General features: G+C 69.9%; 16 protein-coding genes and 1 riboswitch. Of the genes, 11 read left to right on the top strand and 5 right to left on the bottom strand.

The window, feature by feature from the left end:
- Positions 1-343 precede the first annotated feature (343 nt).
- The 10 genes from rpsB to B9S57_RS02730 all read left to right on the top strand — a co-directional run bounded on the left by rpsB (position 344) and on the right by B9S57_RS02730 (position 10,581).
- Positions 344-1,297 carry a 30S ribosomal protein S2 gene (gene rpsB / locus B9S57_RS02685; protein ID WP_103513919.1) on the top strand — a complete coding sequence of 318 codons (954 nt, stop codon included), beginning with the start codon at positions 344-346 and terminating at the stop codon, positions 1,295-1,297.
- Between the two features lie 99 nt (positions 1,298-1,396).
- Positions 1,397-2,233 (top strand): translation elongation factor Ts, encoded by an 837-nt coding sequence (gene tsf / locus B9S57_RS02690; protein WP_103513920.1) that lies wholly within the window; start codon positions 1,397-1,399, stop codon positions 2,231-2,233.
- Between the two features lie 158 nt (positions 2,234-2,391).
- Positions 2,392-3,168, top strand: a complete 777-nt coding sequence (gene pyrH / locus B9S57_RS02695) for a UMP kinase (protein ID WP_103513921.1) — start codon at positions 2,392-2,394, stop codon at positions 3,166-3,168.
- Between the two features lie 115 nt (positions 3,169-3,283).
- Positions 3,284-3,841, top strand: coding sequence for a ribosome recycling factor (frr, locus tag B9S57_RS02700; RefSeq protein WP_031100531.1), 558 nt, complete (start codon positions 3,284-3,286; stop codon positions 3,839-3,841).
- The gene (locus B9S57_RS02705; protein ID WP_103513922.1) at positions 3,841-4,926 is read left to right on the top strand and encodes a phosphatidate cytidylyltransferase; all 1,086 of its coding nucleotides are present in this window, start codon (positions 3,841-3,843) and stop codon (positions 4,924-4,926) included. The genes frr and B9S57_RS02705 overlap by 1 nt, the downstream gene beginning before the upstream one ends.
- Positions 4,927-5,193: 267 nt before the next feature.
- On the top strand, positions 5,194-6,300 hold the full coding sequence (rlmN, locus tag B9S57_RS02710; RefSeq protein WP_073745767.1) for a 23S rRNA (adenine(2503)-C(2))-methyltransferase RlmN: 1,107 nt from the start codon (positions 5,194-5,196) through the stop codon (positions 6,298-6,300).
- Between the two features lie 75 nt (positions 6,301-6,375).
- A riboswitch (TPP riboswitch) is annotated at positions 6,376-6,492 on the top strand.
- 71 nt (positions 6,493-6,563) lie between these two features.
- Complete coding sequence (locus tag B9S57_RS02715; protein ID WP_103513923.1) at positions 6,564-7,658, top strand: thiamine ABC transporter substrate binding subunit; 1,095 nt, start codon at positions 6,564-6,566, stop codon at positions 7,656-7,658.
- 44 nt (positions 7,659-7,702) lie between these two features.
- Positions 7,703-9,316, top strand: coding sequence for an iron ABC transporter permease (locus B9S57_RS02720; RefSeq protein WP_103513930.1), 1,614 nt, complete (start codon positions 7,703-7,705; stop codon positions 9,314-9,316).
- A gap of 2 nt (positions 9,317-9,318) precedes the next feature.
- The gene (locus B9S57_RS02725) at positions 9,319-10,341 is read left to right on the top strand and encodes an ABC transporter ATP-binding protein (protein ID WP_103513924.1); all 1,023 of its coding nucleotides are present in this window, start codon (positions 9,319-9,321) and stop codon (positions 10,339-10,341) included.
- Between the two features lie 81 nt (positions 10,342-10,422).
- The gene (locus B9S57_RS02730; RefSeq protein ID WP_374935905.1) at positions 10,423-10,581 is read left to right on the top strand and encodes a hypothetical protein; all 159 of its coding nucleotides are present in this window, start codon (positions 10,423-10,425) and stop codon (positions 10,579-10,581) included.
- A gap of 80 nt (positions 10,582-10,661) precedes the next feature.
- Here the strand turns inward: B9S57_RS02730 and B9S57_RS02735 are convergent, their stop codons facing one another.
- The 5 genes from B9S57_RS02735 to B9S57_RS02755 all read right to left on the bottom strand — a co-directional run bounded on the left by B9S57_RS02735 (position 10,662) and on the right by B9S57_RS02755 (position 15,781).
- Complete coding sequence (locus B9S57_RS02735; protein WP_103513925.1) at positions 10,662-11,780, bottom strand: LOG family protein; 1,119 nt, start codon at positions 11,778-11,780, stop codon at positions 10,662-10,664.
- Between the two features lie 34 nt (positions 11,781-11,814).
- Positions 11,815-12,978, bottom strand: a complete 1,164-nt coding sequence (locus B9S57_RS02740) for a hypothetical protein (protein WP_103513926.1) — start codon at positions 12,976-12,978, stop codon at positions 11,815-11,817.
- Positions 12,960-13,697, bottom strand: a complete 738-nt coding sequence (locus B9S57_RS02745) for an ABC transporter ATP-binding protein (RefSeq protein ID WP_103513927.1) — start codon at positions 13,695-13,697, stop codon at positions 12,960-12,962. The genes B9S57_RS02740 and B9S57_RS02745 overlap by 19 nt, the downstream gene beginning before the upstream one ends.
- Positions 13,698-13,925: 228 nt before the next feature.
- The gene (locus tag B9S57_RS02750) at positions 13,926-15,305 is read right to left on the bottom strand and encodes an aspartate aminotransferase family protein (RefSeq protein WP_103513928.1); all 1,380 of its coding nucleotides are present in this window, start codon (positions 15,303-15,305) and stop codon (positions 13,926-13,928) included.
- Positions 15,290-15,781: an Lrp/AsnC family transcriptional regulator gene (locus B9S57_RS02755; protein WP_181011207.1), complete on the bottom strand. Its 492-nt coding sequence runs from the start codon at positions 15,779-15,781 to the stop codon at positions 15,290-15,292. Before B9S57_RS02755 ends, B9S57_RS02750 begins: the two co-directional genes overlap by 16 nt.
- Before the next feature lie 177 nt (positions 15,782-15,958).
- Here B9S57_RS02755 and B9S57_RS02760 point away from each other — a divergent pair.
- Positions 15,959-17,389: gamma-aminobutyraldehyde dehydrogenase (locus B9S57_RS02760; RefSeq protein WP_103513931.1), on the top strand; the 1,431-nt coding region annotated here is incomplete at its 3' end.

Consider the following 17,389-nt stretch of genomic DNA (forward strand, 5'->3'; position numbering starts at 1 on the left):
CACGGGCCCCGTCGCCGCACCGGCGGTGCAGGGGCGTCCGGCGGTCTTTCCTGGTGTGCGGCACATGACGGAACGATCTCCCGGAAGCGCGCTCCGCGGGGATCATGGCCCGGATCTGTGGACAGCCGGTCGGTTGTGGACATCGCCGTCACCCGGCACCCGGCGGGTCCCGTACACTTCTTCTGGCGATCCGGGTCACCGGGTCGACTTCGCACGCCCCGCCACCTCCCTCTCTGCGGACGGTGGCCGCGCTCCTCGGTCCCTTGTGGCACGGCGCGTCGGGGCGTCAGGCGCGACAGCAATCCTGCGGTCGCGGCAACCGAGAAAATCAAGGAGTACGGCCATGGCCGTCGTCACGATGCGGGAGCTGCTGGAAAGCGGCGTCCACTTCGGTCACCAGACCCGTCGCTGGAACCCGAAGATGAAGCGCTTCATCTTCACCGAGCGCAACGGCATCTACATCATCGACCTGCTCCAGTCGCTGTCGTACATCGACCGCGCCTACGAGTTCGTCAAGGAGACCGTCGCCCACGGCGGCTCCATCATGTTCGTGGGTACGAAGAAGCAGGCCCAGGAGGCCATCGCCGAGCAGGCGACGCGCGTCGGCATGCCGTACGTCAACCAGCGTTGGCTCGGTGGCATGCTCACCAACTTCTCCACCGTCTACAAGCGCCTTCAGCGTCTGAAGGAGCTCGAGCTCATCGACTTCGAGGACGTGGCCGCCTCCGGCCTCACCAAGAAGGAGCTCCTGGTCCTCTCCCGCGAGAAGGCCAAGCTGGAGAAGACCCTCGGTGGTATCCGCGAGATGCAGAAGGTGCCGAGCGCCGTCTGGATCGTCGACACCAAGAAGGAGCACATCGCCGTCGGTGAGGCGCGCAAGCTCCACATCCCGGTCGTCGCGATCCTCGACACCAACTGCGACCCCGACGAGGTCGACTACAAGATCCCGGGCAACGACGACGCGATCCGCTCCGTCACCCTGCTCACCCGCGTGATCGCCGACGCCGTCGCCGAGGGCCTCATCGCCCGTTCCGGTGCCGCGACCGGCGACTCGAAGCCGGGCGAGAAGGCCGCCGGTGAGCCCCTCGCCGAGTGGGAGCGTGACCTGCTCGCGGGCGACAAGAAGGACGACGCCGAGGTTCAGTCCTCCGCCGAGACCGAGAAGGCCGCCGACGCCGAGCCGGCCGCCGCCGCCGACGAGCAGGCTGCCGAGCAGGCCGAGGCTCCCGCTGCCGAGGCTCCCGCTGCCGAGGCCCCCGCCGCCGAGGCTCCGGCCGCGGACGCCGAGCAGGCCTGACACCCGTAGTCACGGCTGAATGACGGCGGGGGCCGGTGCGCTGCACCGCCCCCGCCGTTCACCCGTAGATCTTTCAGACTTCGAGAGAGAAACAGACTCATGGCGAACTACACCGCCGCTGACGTCAAGAAGCTCCGCGAGCTCACCGGCGCCGGCATGATGGACTGCAAGAAGGCGCTCGACGAGGCCGACGGCAACGTCGACGGCGCGGTCGAGGCCCTCCGTATCAAGGGTCAGAAGGGCGTCGCCAAGCGCGAGGGCCGTTCTGCCGAGAACGGTGCCGTCGTCTCCCTCATCTCCGAGGACAAGACGTCCGGCGTCCTGGTCGAGCTGAAGTGCGAGACGGACTTCGTCGCCAAGGGTGACAAGTTCCAGGCCGTCGCCAACACGCTGGCCGCGCACGTCGCCGCGACCTCCCCGGCCGACATCGAGGCGCTCCTCGCCTCCGAGATCGAGCCCGGCAAGACCGTCCAGGCGTTCGTGGACGAGGCCAACGCCAATCTCGGCGAGAAGATCGTCCTGGACCGCTTCGCGCAGTTCAACGGCGCCTTCGTCTCCGTGTACATGCACCGCACCATGCCCGACCTGCCGCCGCAGATCGGTGTCCTGGTCGAGCTGGACAAGGCCGACGCCGACCTGGCGAAGGGCCTCGCCCAGCACATCGCCGCCTTCGCGCCGAAGTACCTCGCCCGCGAGGACGTCCCGGCCGAGGTCGTCGAGGCCGAGCGCCGCGTCGCCGAGGAGACCACGCGCGCCGAGGGCAAGCCCGAGGCCGCGCTCCCGAAGATCGTCGAGGGTCGCGTCAACGGCTTCTTCAAGGAGGCCACCCTCCTCGGCCAGCCGTACGCCCTGGACAACAAGAAGTCCGTCCAGAAGGTCCTGGACGAGGCCGGTGTCACCCTGAAGCGCTTCACGCGCATCAAGGTCGGCATCTGAGTCCGTCCGCGAACAACGGTGGACCCCGATAGGGTCTGGTGCAGTCGTCGGTTGCACTCAGCCGGACGACCGCAGATCTGACGAGGAGGCCATTGCCGCTGAGGGACAACAGACCCACCGGCAATGGCCTTCTTCGTATGTGCACGAGGAGAATCTCCATGAACAAGGGCGCGGACGCCACACAGGGTGACCACAAGCGCGACGACGGCACGATTTCCGGGCGCTTCATGCTGAAGCTGTCCGGCGAGGCCTTCGCCGGTGGCGGAGGCCTCGGTGTCGACCCCGATGTCGTGCACGCCATCGCCCGCGAGATCGCCGCGGTCGTACGCGACGGCGCGGAGATCGCGGTCGTCATCGGCGGCGGAAACTTCTTCCGTGGCGCCGAGCTCCAGCAGCGCGGCATGGACCGGGCGCGGTCCGACTACATGGGCATGCTCGGCACGGTCATGAACTGCCTGGCGCTGCAGGACTTCCTGGAGAAGGAAGGCATCGACTCACGCGTCCAGACCGCCATCACCATGGGCCAGGTCGCAGAGCCGTACATTCCCCTCCGTGCCGTGCGGCACCTGGAGAAGGGGCGTGTCGTGATCTTCGGCGCCGGCATGGGAATGCCGTACTTCTCCACCGACACGACCGCCGCGCAGCGTGCCCTGGAGATCGATGCCGAGGCGCTGCTGATGGGGAAGAACGGCGTGGACGGGGTCTACGACGCCGACCCGAGGACCAACCCCGGAGCGGTGAAGTTCGACGCCCTGGAGTACGGCGAGGTGATCGCCCGTGACCTCAAGGTCGCCGACGCCACCGCCATCACCCTCTGCCGCGACAACCAGCTCCCGATCCTCGTCTTCGAACTGACGCAGGAGGGCAATATCGCCCGCGCGGTCAAGGGTGAGAAGATCGGCACGCTGGTGAGCGACCGGAGCACCCGGGCCTGACGGCCCACAAGATGGACAACGGCCTGCCGGTCGGACACCGTGCAGGTGAGGACGCGACGCAGGATCCGCAGGGCCCGACGATGACGGGCCCGCTCAAGACACGCAGGAGCACGTGGTGATCGAAGAAATCCTCCTCGAGGCCGAGGAGAAGATGGAGAAGGCCGTCGTGGTCGCGAAAGAGGACTTCGCGGCGATCCGAACCGGCCGTGCGCACCCGGCGATGTTCAACAAGATCGTCGCCGACTACTACGGCGCGCTGACCCCGATCAACCAGCTCGCCTCGTTCTCGGTCCCCGAGCCGCGGATGGCCGTGGTGACCCCGTTCGACAAGACGGCGCTGCGCAACATCGAGCAGGCGATCCGTGACTCCGACCTCGGTGTCAACCCGAGCAACGACGGCAACATCATCCGTGTGACGTTCCCCGAGCTCACGCAGGACCGCCGCAAGGAGTACATCAAGGTCGCCAAGACCAAGGCCGAGGACTCCAAGATCTCGATCCGCTCCATCCGCCGCAAGGCCAAGGAGTCGCTCGACAAGCTCGTCAAGGACAAGGAGTCCGGCGAGGACGAGGTCCGCCGCGCGGAGAAGGAGCTCGACGACACCACCGCGAAGTACGTGGCGCAGGTCGACGAGCTGCTCAAGCACAAGGAAGCCGAGCTGCTCGAAGTCTGATGAACGACTCTTCCTGGGGCGCCCCGCAGGGAACCGGTTACCGGAGCACGCCCGAGATGGGGGCCGCTCCGGCGGGTCCTGCATACGATGTGCACGGCGCCCAGCAGACTCGGCCCATGCCCATCGTGCCGGACGTTCCCGACGCAGGTAGAGACGCTGACGACCGCGACGACCGGAACGGGGACGCCGCGCGCGTCAGCGGCCCCCTGTTCCGTGACGAGATGCCGCAGGAGCCCATGTCCACCCCGCCGCCGTCCCCGCCGCACAAGAAGCGCGCGGGCCGTGATCTGCGTGCCGCCATAGGGGTCGGCGTCGGTCTCGGTGCCCTCGTCGCCGGATCCCTCTTCATCGTGAAGGCCGTTTTCGTCGGCGTGGTCGTGCTGGCGGTGGTGGTCGGTCTGTGGGAGCTCACCTCCCGCCTCAAGGAACGCAAGGACATCAACGTCCCCCTCGTGCCGCTCGCCGTCGGCGGCGCCGCGATGGTGGTCGCCGGTTACGTGCGTGAGGCGGAGGGCGCCTGGGTAGCCATGGCGCTCACGGCCCTCGCGGTGCTCGTGTGGCGGATGACGGAGCCCCCCGAGGGGTATCTCAAGGACGTCACGGCTGGTGTCTTCGCCGTGTTCTACGTCCCGTTCCTGGCGACGTTCGTCTCCATGATGCTCACCGCGGACGACGGTGCGTGGCGTGTGCTGACGTTCCTGCTGCTGACCGTGGTCAGCGACACCGGCGCGTACGCCGTCGGCTGGCGCTTCGGGACGCACAAGCTGGCTCCGCGCATCAGCCCCGGGAAGACCCGTGAGGGTCTGCTCGGTGCCGTCGGTTTCGCGATGGTGGCCGGCGCCCTGTGCATGGAGTTCCTGATCGACGACGGGGCCTGGTGGCAGGGCCTGCTGATGGGGCTCGCGGTCGCCGCCAGTGCCACGCTGGGTGACCTGGGCGAGTCCATGATCAAGCGGGACCTGGGCATCAAGGACATGGGCACGCTCCTGCCCGGTCACGGCGGCATCATGGACCGGCTCGACTCGCTCCTGCCGAGCGCGCCGGTCGTGTGGCTGCTGCTGGTGCTGTTCGTCGGATCGGGCTGAGCTTCCCGGTTCCGCCTCGCGCTTCCACGAAGGGCCCGCCGTCCCCACCGGACGGCGGGCCCTTCGCGTGCTCCCGAGGGCCCGCGTGTCGCCGGGACCGGCCGGTCCCCGTGCGATCGGTCACCGTCGCCGCGTGTGCCCGGGCCCTCCGTGTGCCGAGGCACGCCTGCGACCACGGCCGATGCCGGCCGGGCCGTCCCCCGGCGTACCACCCGTGGTCCTCGGCGGATCCGAGGACCACGGCGTGTCTGCGACACTGGATGAACCATGCCTAAGCCCGGAGAACTCACTTTCGTCGCGCCCCGCGGAGCCAAGCGGCCGCCGCGGCACCTCGCCGACCTCACCCCCGACGAGCGCAAGGAAGCAGTCGCCGCGACCGGCGAGAAGCCCTTCCGCGCCAAGCAGCTGTCGCAGCACTACTTCACGCGGTACGCGCACGACCCGGCGGAGTGGACCAATATCCCGGCCGCGTCGCGCGAGAAGCTCGCCGAGGCGATGTTCCCGGATCTGATGTCGGTCATGCGCCACATCAGCTGTGACGACGACACCACCCGCAAGACGCTCTGGAAGCTGCACGACGGCACGCTCGTCGAGTCCGTGCTCATGCGGTACCCGGACCGGGTCACCATGTGCATCTCCTCCCAGGCCGGCTGCGGGATGAACTGCCCGTTCTGCGCGACCGGGCAGGCCGGTCTCGACCGCAACCTGTCGACCGCCGAGATCGTGCACCAGATCGTGGACGGCATGCGGGCGCTGCGCGACGGCGAGGTCCCGGGCGGCCCGGCGCGGCTCTCCAACATCGTCTTCATGGGCATGGGCGAGCCGCTGGCCAACTACAAGCGCGTGGTCGGGGCGATCCGCCGGCTGACGGACCCCGAGCCGGACGGCCTGGGGCTCTCGCAGCGCGGGATCACCGTCTCCACGGTGGGCCTCGTGCCGGCGATGCTGCGCTTCGCCGACGAGGGCTTCAAGTGCCGCCTCGCGGTCTCGCTGCACGCCCCGGACGACGAGCTCCGCGACACCCTGGTCCCCGTGAACACCCGCTGGAAGGTCCGTGAGGTCCTGGACGCCGCGTGGGAGTACGCGGAGAAGTCGGGCCGCCGCATCTCCATCGAGTACGCGCTGATCCGTGACATCAACGACCAGGCGTGGCGGGGCGACCGGCTCGGCCGGCTGCTCAAGGGCAAGCGGGTACACGTCAACCTCATCCCGCTGAACCCGACCCCGGGCTCCAAGTGGACCGCTTCGCGGCCCGAGGACGAGAAGGCGTTCGTCGAGGCGATCGCCGCCCATGGCGTGCCGGTCACCGTCCGGGACACCCGTGGCCAGGAGATCGACGGTGCCTGCGGGCAGTTGGCGGCCTCCGAGCGCTGAGGCGCCGGGGAGGGGCGACATCCGGCCTGTCGGGCATGATCCGGCCGGTGTAGCCTGGCCCCGGAAATCAACTTCATATTCCGACAGGGGAGCGCCACAGCGCTGAGAGTGCGGCACCGAGGACAGGTCGGCCGCAGACCCTCTGAACCTCGCCCGGGTCATTCCGGGTAGGAAGTTCGGGCCTTACTCAAGCTGTTGCGCCCTGCCCGCTCGCCGAGCGGGCGGGGCCGCGTCTCTTCCTGGTCACCTCCAGGAGGAATCAGATGAACACCACCACGAAGTGTGCCGCGACGGCGCTGGCCGTCGCGCTCGGCGTCACCGTGCTCGCGGGCTGCGGCGGTTCCGACGACAAGGCTTCCGGCGACACCGGGGCCGGCTCCAAGACCGTCACGCTGGTCAGCCACGACTCGTTCAACGCCTCGGACGCCGTCCTGAAGGCGTTCACGAAGGAGACCGGCTACCAGGTCAAGGTGCTCAAGAGCGGGGACGCCGGCGCCGCGCTCAACCAGGAGATCCTCACCAAGGGTTCCCCCCGCGGCGACGTGTTCTTCGGTGTCGACAACACCCTGCTCTCCCGCGCCCTGGACAACGGCCTGTTCACGCCGTACGAGGCGAAGGGCCTCGACCGTGTCGCGGCCGACGCCCGACTCGACGCCGACCGGCACCGCGTCACGCCCGTCGACACCGGCGACATCTGCGTCAACTACGACAAGAAGTACTTCGCCGACAAGAAGCTCGACCCGCCGAACTCCTTCGACGACCTGCTGAAGCCCGCGTACAAGGACCTGCTCGTCACCGAGAACGCGGCGACCTCCTCGCCCGGACTCGGCTTCCTCCTCGGTACGGTCGCCACCTACGGCGAGACCGGCTACCAGGACTACTGGAAGAAGCTGAAGGACAACGGCGTCAAGACCGTCGACGGCTGGGAGCAGGCGTACAACGACGAGTTCTCCGGCTCCGCCGGCGGCAAGAAGGCCAAGGCGGACCGGCCGCTCGTCGTCTCGTACGCCTCCAGCCCGCCCGTCGAGGTGCTGTACGCCGACCCGCAGCCCTCCGAGGCCCCGACCGGGGTCGCCACTGGCACCTGCTTCCGCCAGACCGAGTTCGCCGGACTGCTGGACGGCGCGAAGAACGAGGCGGGCGGCAAGGCCCTGCTGGACTTCCTGATCAGCAAGCAGTTCCAGGAGGACATGCCGCTGAACATGTTCGTGAACCCGGTGGTGGAGGACGCGAAGCTGCCGGAGCTGTTCACGGAGTTCGGGGCGAGCATCGACAAGCCGGCGACGGTGGACCCGGAGAAGATCGCCAAGAACCGTGAGCAGTGGGTCCAGTCGTGGTCCTCGCTCGTCGTGAAGTAGTCGCGCGGCCCCCGCGCGGGGGGAACGCGGTGCGGCTCGGCCTGATGACCGTGCCCGTCGCGTTCTTCGCGCTGTTCTTCGCCTACCCGGTCGCCGCGATCGTCGGCCGGGGTCTGAAGGCCGAGGGGGAGTGGCAGTTCGGCAGGATCGGTGAGGTGCTGAGCCGGCCGGACATCCTGGACGTCCTCTGGTTCACGACCTGGCAGGCCCTCGCCTCCACGGCGCTGACGCTGCTGATCGCGCTGCCCGGCGCCTATGTCTTCGCCCGTTTCGACTTCCCGGGCAAGCAGCTGCTGCGGGCCGTGGTGACCGTGCCGTTCGTGCTGCCCACCGTCGTGGTGGGGACGGCGTTCCTCGCGCTGCTGGGGCGCGGCGGGTTCCTCGACCAGCTGTGGGGGGTCCGGCTCGACACCACGGTGTGGGCGATCCTGCTCGCCCACGTCTTCTTCAACTACGCGGTCGTCGTACGGACCGTGGGCGGGCTGTGGTCGCAGCTCGATCCCCGTCAGGAGGAGGCCGCCCGGGTCCTGGGGGCGGGACGGTTCGCCGCCTTCCGGCGGGTGACCCTGCCCGCACTGGGTCCGGCGGTGGCCGCGGCCGCGCTGATGGTCTTCCTCTTCACCTTCACCTCCTTCGGGGTCGTCCAGATCCTCGGCGGTCCGGCCTACTCCACGCTGGAGGTGGAGATCTACCGCCAGACCGCGCAGCTGCTGGACCTGCCGACGGCCGCCGTGCTGACCCTGGTGCAGTTCGCGGCGGTCGGCGGGATCCTCGCCGTGCACGCGTGGACCGTACGGCGCAGGGAGACCGCCCTGAAGCTGGTCGATCCGGCGGGGACCTCCCGGCCGCCCCGCGGGGCCGGGCAGCGGGCGCTGCTCGGCGGCGTCCTGCTGACGGTGCTCCTGCTCGTCCTGCTCCCGCTCGGTGTGCTGGTGGAACGATCCTTCGACACCTCCGGCGGCTACGGATTCGCCTTCTACCGCGCGCTGCAGTCCGCGGACGCCAACGGCTCCACCTTCCTGGTGCCGCCGCTCGACGCCATCGGGAACTCCCTGCGGTACGCGGCGGTCGCGACCCTCATCGCCCTGGTGGTCGGCGGCCTCGCGGCCGGCGCCCTGACCCGGCGGGCGGGCCGGCTGGTACGGGGATTCGACGCGTTGCTCATGCTCCCGCTAGGGGTCTCCGCCGTCACCGTCGGTTTCGGCTTCCTCATCACGCTCGACGAGCCGCCGTTCGACCTGCGGACTTCCTGGATCCTCGTCCCGCTCGCCCAGGCACTGGTGGGCGTCCCGTTCGTCGTACGCACGATGCTGCCCGTCCTGCGCGCCGTGGACGACCGGCTGAGGGAGGCCGCCGCGGTGCTCGGTGCCTCGCCGCTACGGGCCTGGCGCGAGGTGGACCTGCCGCTGGTCCGGCGGGCCGTGCTGGTCGCCGCGGGCTTCGCCTTCGCGGTGTCGCTCGGTGAGTTCGGGGCGACCGTGTTCATCGCGCGCCCCGACAACCCCACCCTGCCGGTCGCCGTGGCACGGCTGCTGGGACGTTCCGGAGAGCTCAACTACGGCCAGGCGATGGCCCTGAGCACGATTCTGATGCTCGTCTGCGCGGTCTCGCTGCTCCTGCTCGAACGTATCCGTACCGACCGATCCGGGGAGTTCTAGAGATGCTGGCAGTGGAGTCCGCCACGGTCCGCTTCGGGAAGCGGACCGCGCTGGACGCGGTGGACCTGGAGGTCGCGGACCACGAGATCGTCTGCGTGCTGGGTCCGAGCGGCAGCGGAAAGTCGACCCTGCTGCGGGCCGTGGCCGGGCTGCAGCCGCTGGACGGCGGACGCGTACTCCTGGACGGCACCGACCAGGCGCCGCTGCCCGTGCACCGGCGCGGGCTCGGTCTGATGTTCCAGGACCACCAGCTGTTCCCCCACCGGGACGTCGGCGCCAACGTCGCCTTCGGACTGCGGATGCACGGCGCCTCCCGGGCCGAGCACGACCGTCGGGCAGACGAGCTCCTGGAGCTGGTCGGCCTGCCCGGGGCCGGACGCCGGGCCGTCGCCGCGCTGTCCGGCGGAGAGCAGCAGCGGGTGGCCCTCGCCCGGGCCCTGGCGCCCCGCCCGAAGCTGCTGATGCTGGACGAACCGCTGGGACAGCTGGACCGGAGCCTGCGCGAACGGCTCGTCGTCGAGCTCCGTACCCTCTTCGGCCGGCTGGGCACCACTGTGCTCGCCGTCACCCACGACCAGGGCGAGGCCTTCGCGCTCGCCGACCGGGTCGTGGTCATGCGGGACGGCCGGATCGCCCAGGCCGGCACCCCGCTGGACGTCTGGCAGCAGCCCGCCTCTGCGTTCGTCGCCCGCTTCCTCGGCTTCGACAACCTGGTGGAGGCCACCGTCACCGGCACGGCCGCCGACACCGTCTGGGGCAAGGTGCCGGTGCCCGACGGCTCGACCCAGGGCGAGTGCGAGCTGCTCGTGCGGCCGGGCGGCGTCCGGATCGGCGGCCCGAAGGACGGCCTGCGCTGCACGGTCGGCGTACGTACTTTCCGCGGCCATCACGTCACGGTCGCCCTGCACCCCGGGGACGGCCCCGCCCTGGAGGCGGAGTGCGGCCTGCGGAACACCCCGGACGAGGGCGCCGTCGTGGGCGTGACGTTCGATCCCGAGGAGACGGTGGTGCTGCCCCCGGCCTGACCGGTCCGGCCGGCGGCCTCCCCCGGAGCCTGATCCTCTGGACGGGGACCGGGAAACGGGGGACGTCGGAGAGGAACAGCCATGGCCGAGTCAGCGCGCGGCTCGTCCTCACCCCTGAAGGACGGGAGCGCGCCCGAGGACGTCGAGGGCGAGATCGTGACGGTCACCCTCACCGAGCGGAACCGGAAGTCCACCGAGATGGAGTTCCGGCAGCGCGGGGGCCATCTCACCCCCGAGTAGCACGCGGCGGCCGAGGACGACTGGGAGGCGCTCTTCGACGCCCTGCTCGCCGCCCGCTGAGCGCGGGCGGTCCCCGGAGGTCAGCCCGTCAGCCGCGCGAGCGCCCCCGCCGCCTCCTCGACCGTGTCGACGAGCGTGATCCGGGACTCCATCGCCCGCCCCTCGGCCAGCGCGCTCAGCAGGGGCCAGGCGGGCAGCTTCTCCGTCCAGTGGGCGCGGTCCACCAGCACCATCGGTGTGGGCGCCGAACGCGACTCGTAGTAGTTCGGCGTCGCGTTGTCGAAGATCTCCTGCACGGTTCCGGCGGCACCCGGAAGGAAGATCACACCGGCGGTGGAGCGGGCCAGGAGGCCGTCCTCACGCACGGCGTTCGCGAAGTACTTGGCGATGTGGTCCGCGAAGACGTTGGGCGGCTCGTGGCCGTAGAACCAGGTCGGAATCGCGACCGAGGAACCCCCGTCGGGCCAGCGTTCCCGTACGGCGAACGCCGCCTTCGCCCAGTCGGTGACCGAAGGGCTGAACGACGGTGACGCGGAAAGGAGTTCGCAGGCCTTGAGCAGCATGGCGTCGGAGTGCGGCGCCGCGTACGCGCCGAGGTTGGCCGCCTCCATCGCGCCCGGGCCGCCGCCCGTCGCCACGGTCAGGCCGCTGCGTGCCAGCTCCCTGCCGAGCGCGGCGGCGCCGCGGTAGGCCTCGGAGCCCCGGGCCATCGCATGGCCGCCCATCACGCCCACCACCCGTGCTCCGACGAGGTGTTCGTCCAGGGCGTCGGAGACTGCGTCGTCGTGCAGGGCGCGGAGCATCGAGGCGAAGACGTCGCCGTTCGACCTGGTCAGCTGGAACCAGCCGTACGCCCGCGCGTCAGGGGTCGACCCGTAACCACCCTCCGACAGGCCCTCGTACAGGGCGTCGGGGGTGTAGAGCAGGCCCCTGTAGGGGTCGAAGGGCAGTCCGGGCACCGGCGGGAAGACGAAAGCCCCGTCGCCGCGTATCTTCGCCTCGGCGCGGGGCTCCATGCGGCAGCCGAGGAAGACGGCGGCCCGGGTGTCTGTCGCGAGCAGTGCCTCGGTCCGGTCCGTCAGGTCGACGGACTGGACCCGGTGGTCGACGAGGGGTCCGGCCCCGACGGCCTTGTCGAATGCGGTGAGCGTCTCGATCTCGACGCCGGGTGCGTACGTGTTCTCGTCCGGATTCTCCACGCCGCCATGCTACGGACCACTCCCGCGGCGGGTGTCACCCCGTCAGAGGCAGCGCCGCCAGCTCCGCGATCGCCCAGGTCAGTGGCGCGAAGACGGCCAGGAGCACCAGTGCCCGCAGTGCCGCGGCGCTGCGCAGCGCGGAGACCGGGGCACCCAGCCGCAACAGGGTCGCGGCCGTACGCGCACGGGCCTGCTTGGCCTCCAGCGCGGTGGTCAGCAGGGTCGCCAGGGTGCAGCCGATGACGAGTACGGCGCCGAGCGCGGTGAGCGGGCCGAAGGGGCGGGGCCCGCCCGTGTACAGCACGGAGGCGGCGATGACACCGGACACCACGGCACAGACGATGCCCAGCGGCCGGCCGATGCGGGAGGCCTCGTCCATCAGGACCCTGCCCGCGAGCAGCCGTACGGCGCCGGGGCGTACCGCCTGGAGCAGCCGTCCGCACAGATGGGTCAGGCCGGGCCCGGCCATGGCCAGGCCGATCGCGGTGAGCGTCCATCCCACGAGCACGGCCGCGGGGGTGGAGTCCAGCCGGCCCGGCAGCGGGAAGGGGCTGCCCGCCTCACCGCGGCTCGCGTACGCCTCGACCGCGAGTCCGGCCGCGGTGAGCGCGACGCCCCAGGGCAGCTCCGTCGGCGTCGGGGACGGGGCGAGATCCGCCTCGGCCTCCTGGGCCTCGGACGGCGCGACCGGCCTGGAACGCAGGGCGAGGCCGCCGGCCGCGGACGCGGCCAGCGGGACGACGGCCAGCAGCGTCAGTGCCGCGGCGAGCGGCAGCGGGGTACCCGCACCGAGGAACTCCGCCGCACCGCCGTCGAACGGCAGACCGGTCAGGTCCCCGCGCAGATGCAGGAAGAACAGGAGCGCCACCACCGACCCCAGCGTGGTGGAGACCGCCGTCGAGATCGCCGCCAGCACCGCGAGCCGGGCAGGCCCGAGACCGGCGGCGAAGAGAGCGGGCCGCGGGCGGGTGCTCGGATCCGTCCGCGCGACCGCTACCGCGAACTGGACGGTCGCGGCGAGCGGTACGGCGCACCACAGCAGCCGCAGTACGGAACTCGACGCGTTCGCCGGGTGCCCGGAGGCGTATCCCAGCGTGCACAGGAGAAGGAAGCCGACCCCGGCCGACGCGGCGGCGAGCAGCAGCCGACGCATCAGTACCAGGGGGTGCGAGCCGCGGGTCAGACGGAGAGCGAGCACGCCGAGCGGCCTTCCGTATCGGTCGCGGCGGGCAGGGAGACGGTGTTCACGCGGCGGCCGTCCAGCATGCTGACCACACGGTCGGCGAGTGCCGCGACCTCCGCGTCGTGGGTGGCGAGCACCACGGTGATCCCGTGGGACCGCGCCGCGGTGGTGAGGGTGCGCAGGAGTTGCGCGCGCTCGGCGTGGTGCAGGGAAGCGGTCGGTTCGTCCGCGAAGATCACGGACGGCGACGAGGCCAGCGCACGGGCCACGGAGATCCGCTGGCGCTGCGACTGGAGCAGGGTGTGGGGCCGCTTTCTGGCGAGCGGGCCGATGTCCAGACGCTCCAGCCACTCGGTGGCGGCCTTCTTCGCCGCCCGGTGCGAGACGCCCCGCAGCAGCAGGGGAAGAGCCGCGTTCTCCCAGGTGCTGAGCTCGGGCACGAGCTGGGGCTCGGCCGCGATCCAGCCGAATCTGTCCCGGCGGAGCTGCTCGCGCAGCCGGGGGCCCATGGTGTGCACGGGCACGCTGTTGAACCAGACCTCGCCCTGGTCGGGCACCAGCTGGCCGGAGAGGCAGTGCAGGAGCGTCGTCTTCCCGCACCCGCGGGGGCCGGCCACGGCGAGGATCTCGCCGTCACGGACACCGAGGGAGACACCGCCGAGCCCCGGCGATCCGTTGTGGGAGTGGTGCAGGGAACGTGCCCAGATCACGTCGTTGTCGGGCGGGGCCACCATGGCGTACACCTCGGTTCGGATCAGATTTTCCAGTCCCCCGTACGGGGGAACGTATTCAACGAAAACGCAGCCGATCGGTCACTCGGCACGCTAGGCAGCCGGACCGGGGTGTCGGGACAGTACGCGGCCCGGATGCATCCCTTCTCACTCGAAAGGGTGCATCCGGGCCGCGTGGTCCGTATGAAATGACTGCCGGAGGCGCTTCGCCGGCCGCAGTCGGCGCGTCGGTCAGAGCTTCGTCCAGGCCTCCGTCAGGACGTTGCGCAGAATGCCCTCGATCTCGTCGAACGTCGACTGGTCGGAGATCAGAGGCGGCGCGAGCTGGACGACCGGGTCGCCGCGGTCGTCGGCCCGGCAGTAGAGGCCGTTCTCGTACAGCGCCTTGGAGAGGAAGCCGTACAGGACGCGCTCGGTCTCCTCGTCGGTGAAGGTCTCCTTGGTGGCCTTGTCCTTCACCAGCTCGATGCCGTAGAAGAAGCCGTTGCCGCGGACGTCGCCGACGATCGGCAGGTCGGACAGCTTCTGGAGCGTCTTCAGGAACGCGCTCTCGTTGTCCAGGACGTGCTGGTTGAGGCCCTCGCGCTCGAAGATGTCGAGGTTGGCGAGACCGACCGCCGCTGACACCGGATGGCCGCCGAAGGTGTAGCCGTGCAGGAAGGTGTTGTCACCCTCGTAGAACGGCTCGGCCAGGCGGTCGGAGATGATGCAGGCGCCGATGGGCGAGTAACCCGAGGTCATTCCCTTGGCGCAGGTGATCATGTCCGGGACGTAGCCGAACTTGTCGCAGGCGAACATCGTGCCGAGACGGCCGAACGCGCAGATGACCTCGTCGGAGACGAGCAGCACGTCGTACCGGTCGCAGATCTCGCGCACCCGCTGGAAGTAGCCGGGCGGCGGCGGGAAGCAGCCGCCGGCGTTCTGCACGGGCTCCAGGAAGACCGCGGCGACGGTGTCCGGGCCCTCGAAGAGGATCTGCTGCTCGATCTGGTCGGCGGCCCAGCGGCCGAAGGCCTCCGGGTCGTCGCCGAAGAGCGGTGCGCGGTAGATGTTGGTGTTCGGCACCTTGTGCGCGCCGGGCACCAGCGGCTCGAAGGGGGCCTTCAGAGCGGGCAGACCGGTGATGGACAGGGCTCCCTGCGGGGTGCCGTGGTAGGCGACCGCACGCGAGATGACCTTGTACTTGGTGGGCTTGCCCTTGAGCTTGAAGTACTGCTTGGCCAGCTTCCAGGCGGTCTCGACCGCCTCACCGCCGCCCGTGGTGAAGAAGACCTTGTTGAGGTCGCCCGGGGCGTGGTGGGCCAGGCGCTCGGCGAGCTCGACCGCCTTGGGGTGGGCATAGGACCATACCGGGAAGAAGGCCAGCTCCTGGGCCTGCTTGAACGCGGTCTCGGCGAGCTCGCGGCGGCCGTGTCCGGCGTTCACCACGAAGAGGCCGGAGAGGCCGTCGAGGTAGCGCTTGCCCTTGTCGTCGTAGATGTAGGTGCCCTCGCCACGCACGATGGTGGGAACGGGCGCCTTCTCGTAGTCCGACATGCGGGTGAAGTGCATCCACAGGTGGTCGTACGCGGTTCGGCTGAGGTCCTTGCTCACGGCTATCGGGTTCCCCACATATAGGTCTGCTTCTTGAGCTTGAGGTAGACGAAGCTCTCGGTGGAGCGCACACCGGGTATGGCCCGGATGCGTTTGTTGATCGTCTGCAGCAGGTGGTCGTCGTCCTCGCAGACGATCTCCACCATGAGGTCGAAGGAGCCCGCGGTCATCACCACGTACTCGCATTCGTCCATGGCAGACAGGGCCTCGGCCACCGGGTCGAGGTCGCCCTCGACGTTGATGCCCACCATCGCCTGGCGCCGCAGTCCCACGGTGAGCGGGTCGGTGACGGCGACGATCTGCATCACGCCCTGGTCGAGCAGCTTCTGGACGCGCTGGCGCACGGCGGCTTCGGAGAGGCCCACGGCCTTTCCGATCGCGGCGTACGGACGCCGCCCGTCCTCCTGGAGCTGCTCGATGATCGCGAGGGAGACCGCATCGACCGCTGGTGACGATGTGCTCCCGTTCCTGGAGTCTGCGCTACGGCTGGCCACGCCTCCACTCTGCACCGCGACTCGTCTGTCTGGCAAGCCTGAATCGATGAAATTCGTTGTCTGTATGCCTGAATCTCACTGAATCCGAAGGAGACGGCGGTTGGGTATGTCGAAAGCGTCACCGGACGGTCTAGGGTGGAAGTCTCACCCATCGGACAGCCGACAGGAGGGGTGGTCGTGACCACCGAGGTGCGCCGCCTGCGCAACTACATCAACGGAGAGTTCCGGGACGCCGCGGACGGGCGGACCATCGACGTGGTCAACCCGGTGACGGAAGAGGTCTACGCGACCTCGCCGCTCTCCGGACAGGCCGACGTCGATGCCGCCATGGACGCCGCCGCCGCGGCGTTCCCCGCCTGGCGCGACGTGACGCCCGCCGAACGCCAGAAGGCACTGCTGAAGATCGCGGACGCCTTCGAGGAGAGGGCCGAGGACCTCATCGCGGCGGAGTCGGAGAACACCGGCAAGCCGCTGGAGCTCACGCGTACCGAAGAGATCCCGCCGATGGTGGACCAGATCCGCTTCTTCGCGGGTGCCGCCCGGCTGCTCGAGGGCCGCTCGGCCGGCGAGTACATGGAGGGGCTCACCTCCATCGTCCGCCGCGAGCCGGTCGGCGTCTGCGCCCAGGTCGCGCCGTGGAACTACCCGATGATGATGGCCGTGTGGAAGTTCGCCCCGGCACTCGCCGCGGGCAACACCGTCGTCATCAAGCCGTCCGACACCACTCCGGCGTCGACCGTGCTGATCGCCGAGATCATCGGGCAGATCCTGCCCAAGGGCGTCTTCAACGTCATCTGCGGCGACCGCGACACCGGCCGCGCGATGGTCGAGCACCCGACCCCGGCGATGGCCTCCATCACCGGCTCGGTGCGGGCCGGCATGCAGGTCGCCGAGTCCGCGTCCAAGGACGTCAAGCGCGTCCACCTGGAGCTCGGCGGCAAGGCCCCGGTCGTCGTCTTCGAGGACGCCGACATCGCCAAGGCCGTCGAGGGCATCTCCGTGGCCGGCTACTTCAACGCCGGCCAGGACTGCACGGCCGCCACCCGCGTCCTGGTCCACGCGTCCGTCCACGACGAGTTCGTCACCGCGCTCGCCAAGGCGGCGGCCGACACGAAGACCGGTCTGCCGGACGACGAGGACGTGCTCTACGGCCCGCTCAACAACGCCAACCAGCTGGCGCAGGTCAGCGGCTTCATCGAGCGGCTCCCCGCGCACGCCAAGGTCGAGTCGGGAGGCCACCGCGTCGGCGACACGGGCTACTTCTACGCCCCGACCGTCGTCTCCGGCCTCCGCCAGGACGACGAGATCATCCAGCAGGAGGTCTTCGGGCCCGTCATCACCGTCCAGTCCTTCACGGACGAGGCCCAGGCCGTGGAGTTCGCCAACGGCGTCGAGTACGCCCTGGCCTCCTCGGTGTGGACCAAGGACCACTCCCGTGCGATGCGGATGTCCAAGAACCTCGACTTCGGCTGCGTGTGGATCAACACCCACATCCCGCTGGTCGCCGAGATGCCCCACGGCGGATTCAAGAAGTCCGGCTACGGCAAGGACCTCTCCGCCTACGGCTTCGAGGACTACACCCGCATCAAGCACGTCATGACCTCGCTC

Source organism: Streptomyces sp. SM10 (assembly GCF_002910915.1).
GTDB lineage: Bacteria > Actinomycetota > Actinomycetes > Streptomycetales > Streptomycetaceae > Streptomyces.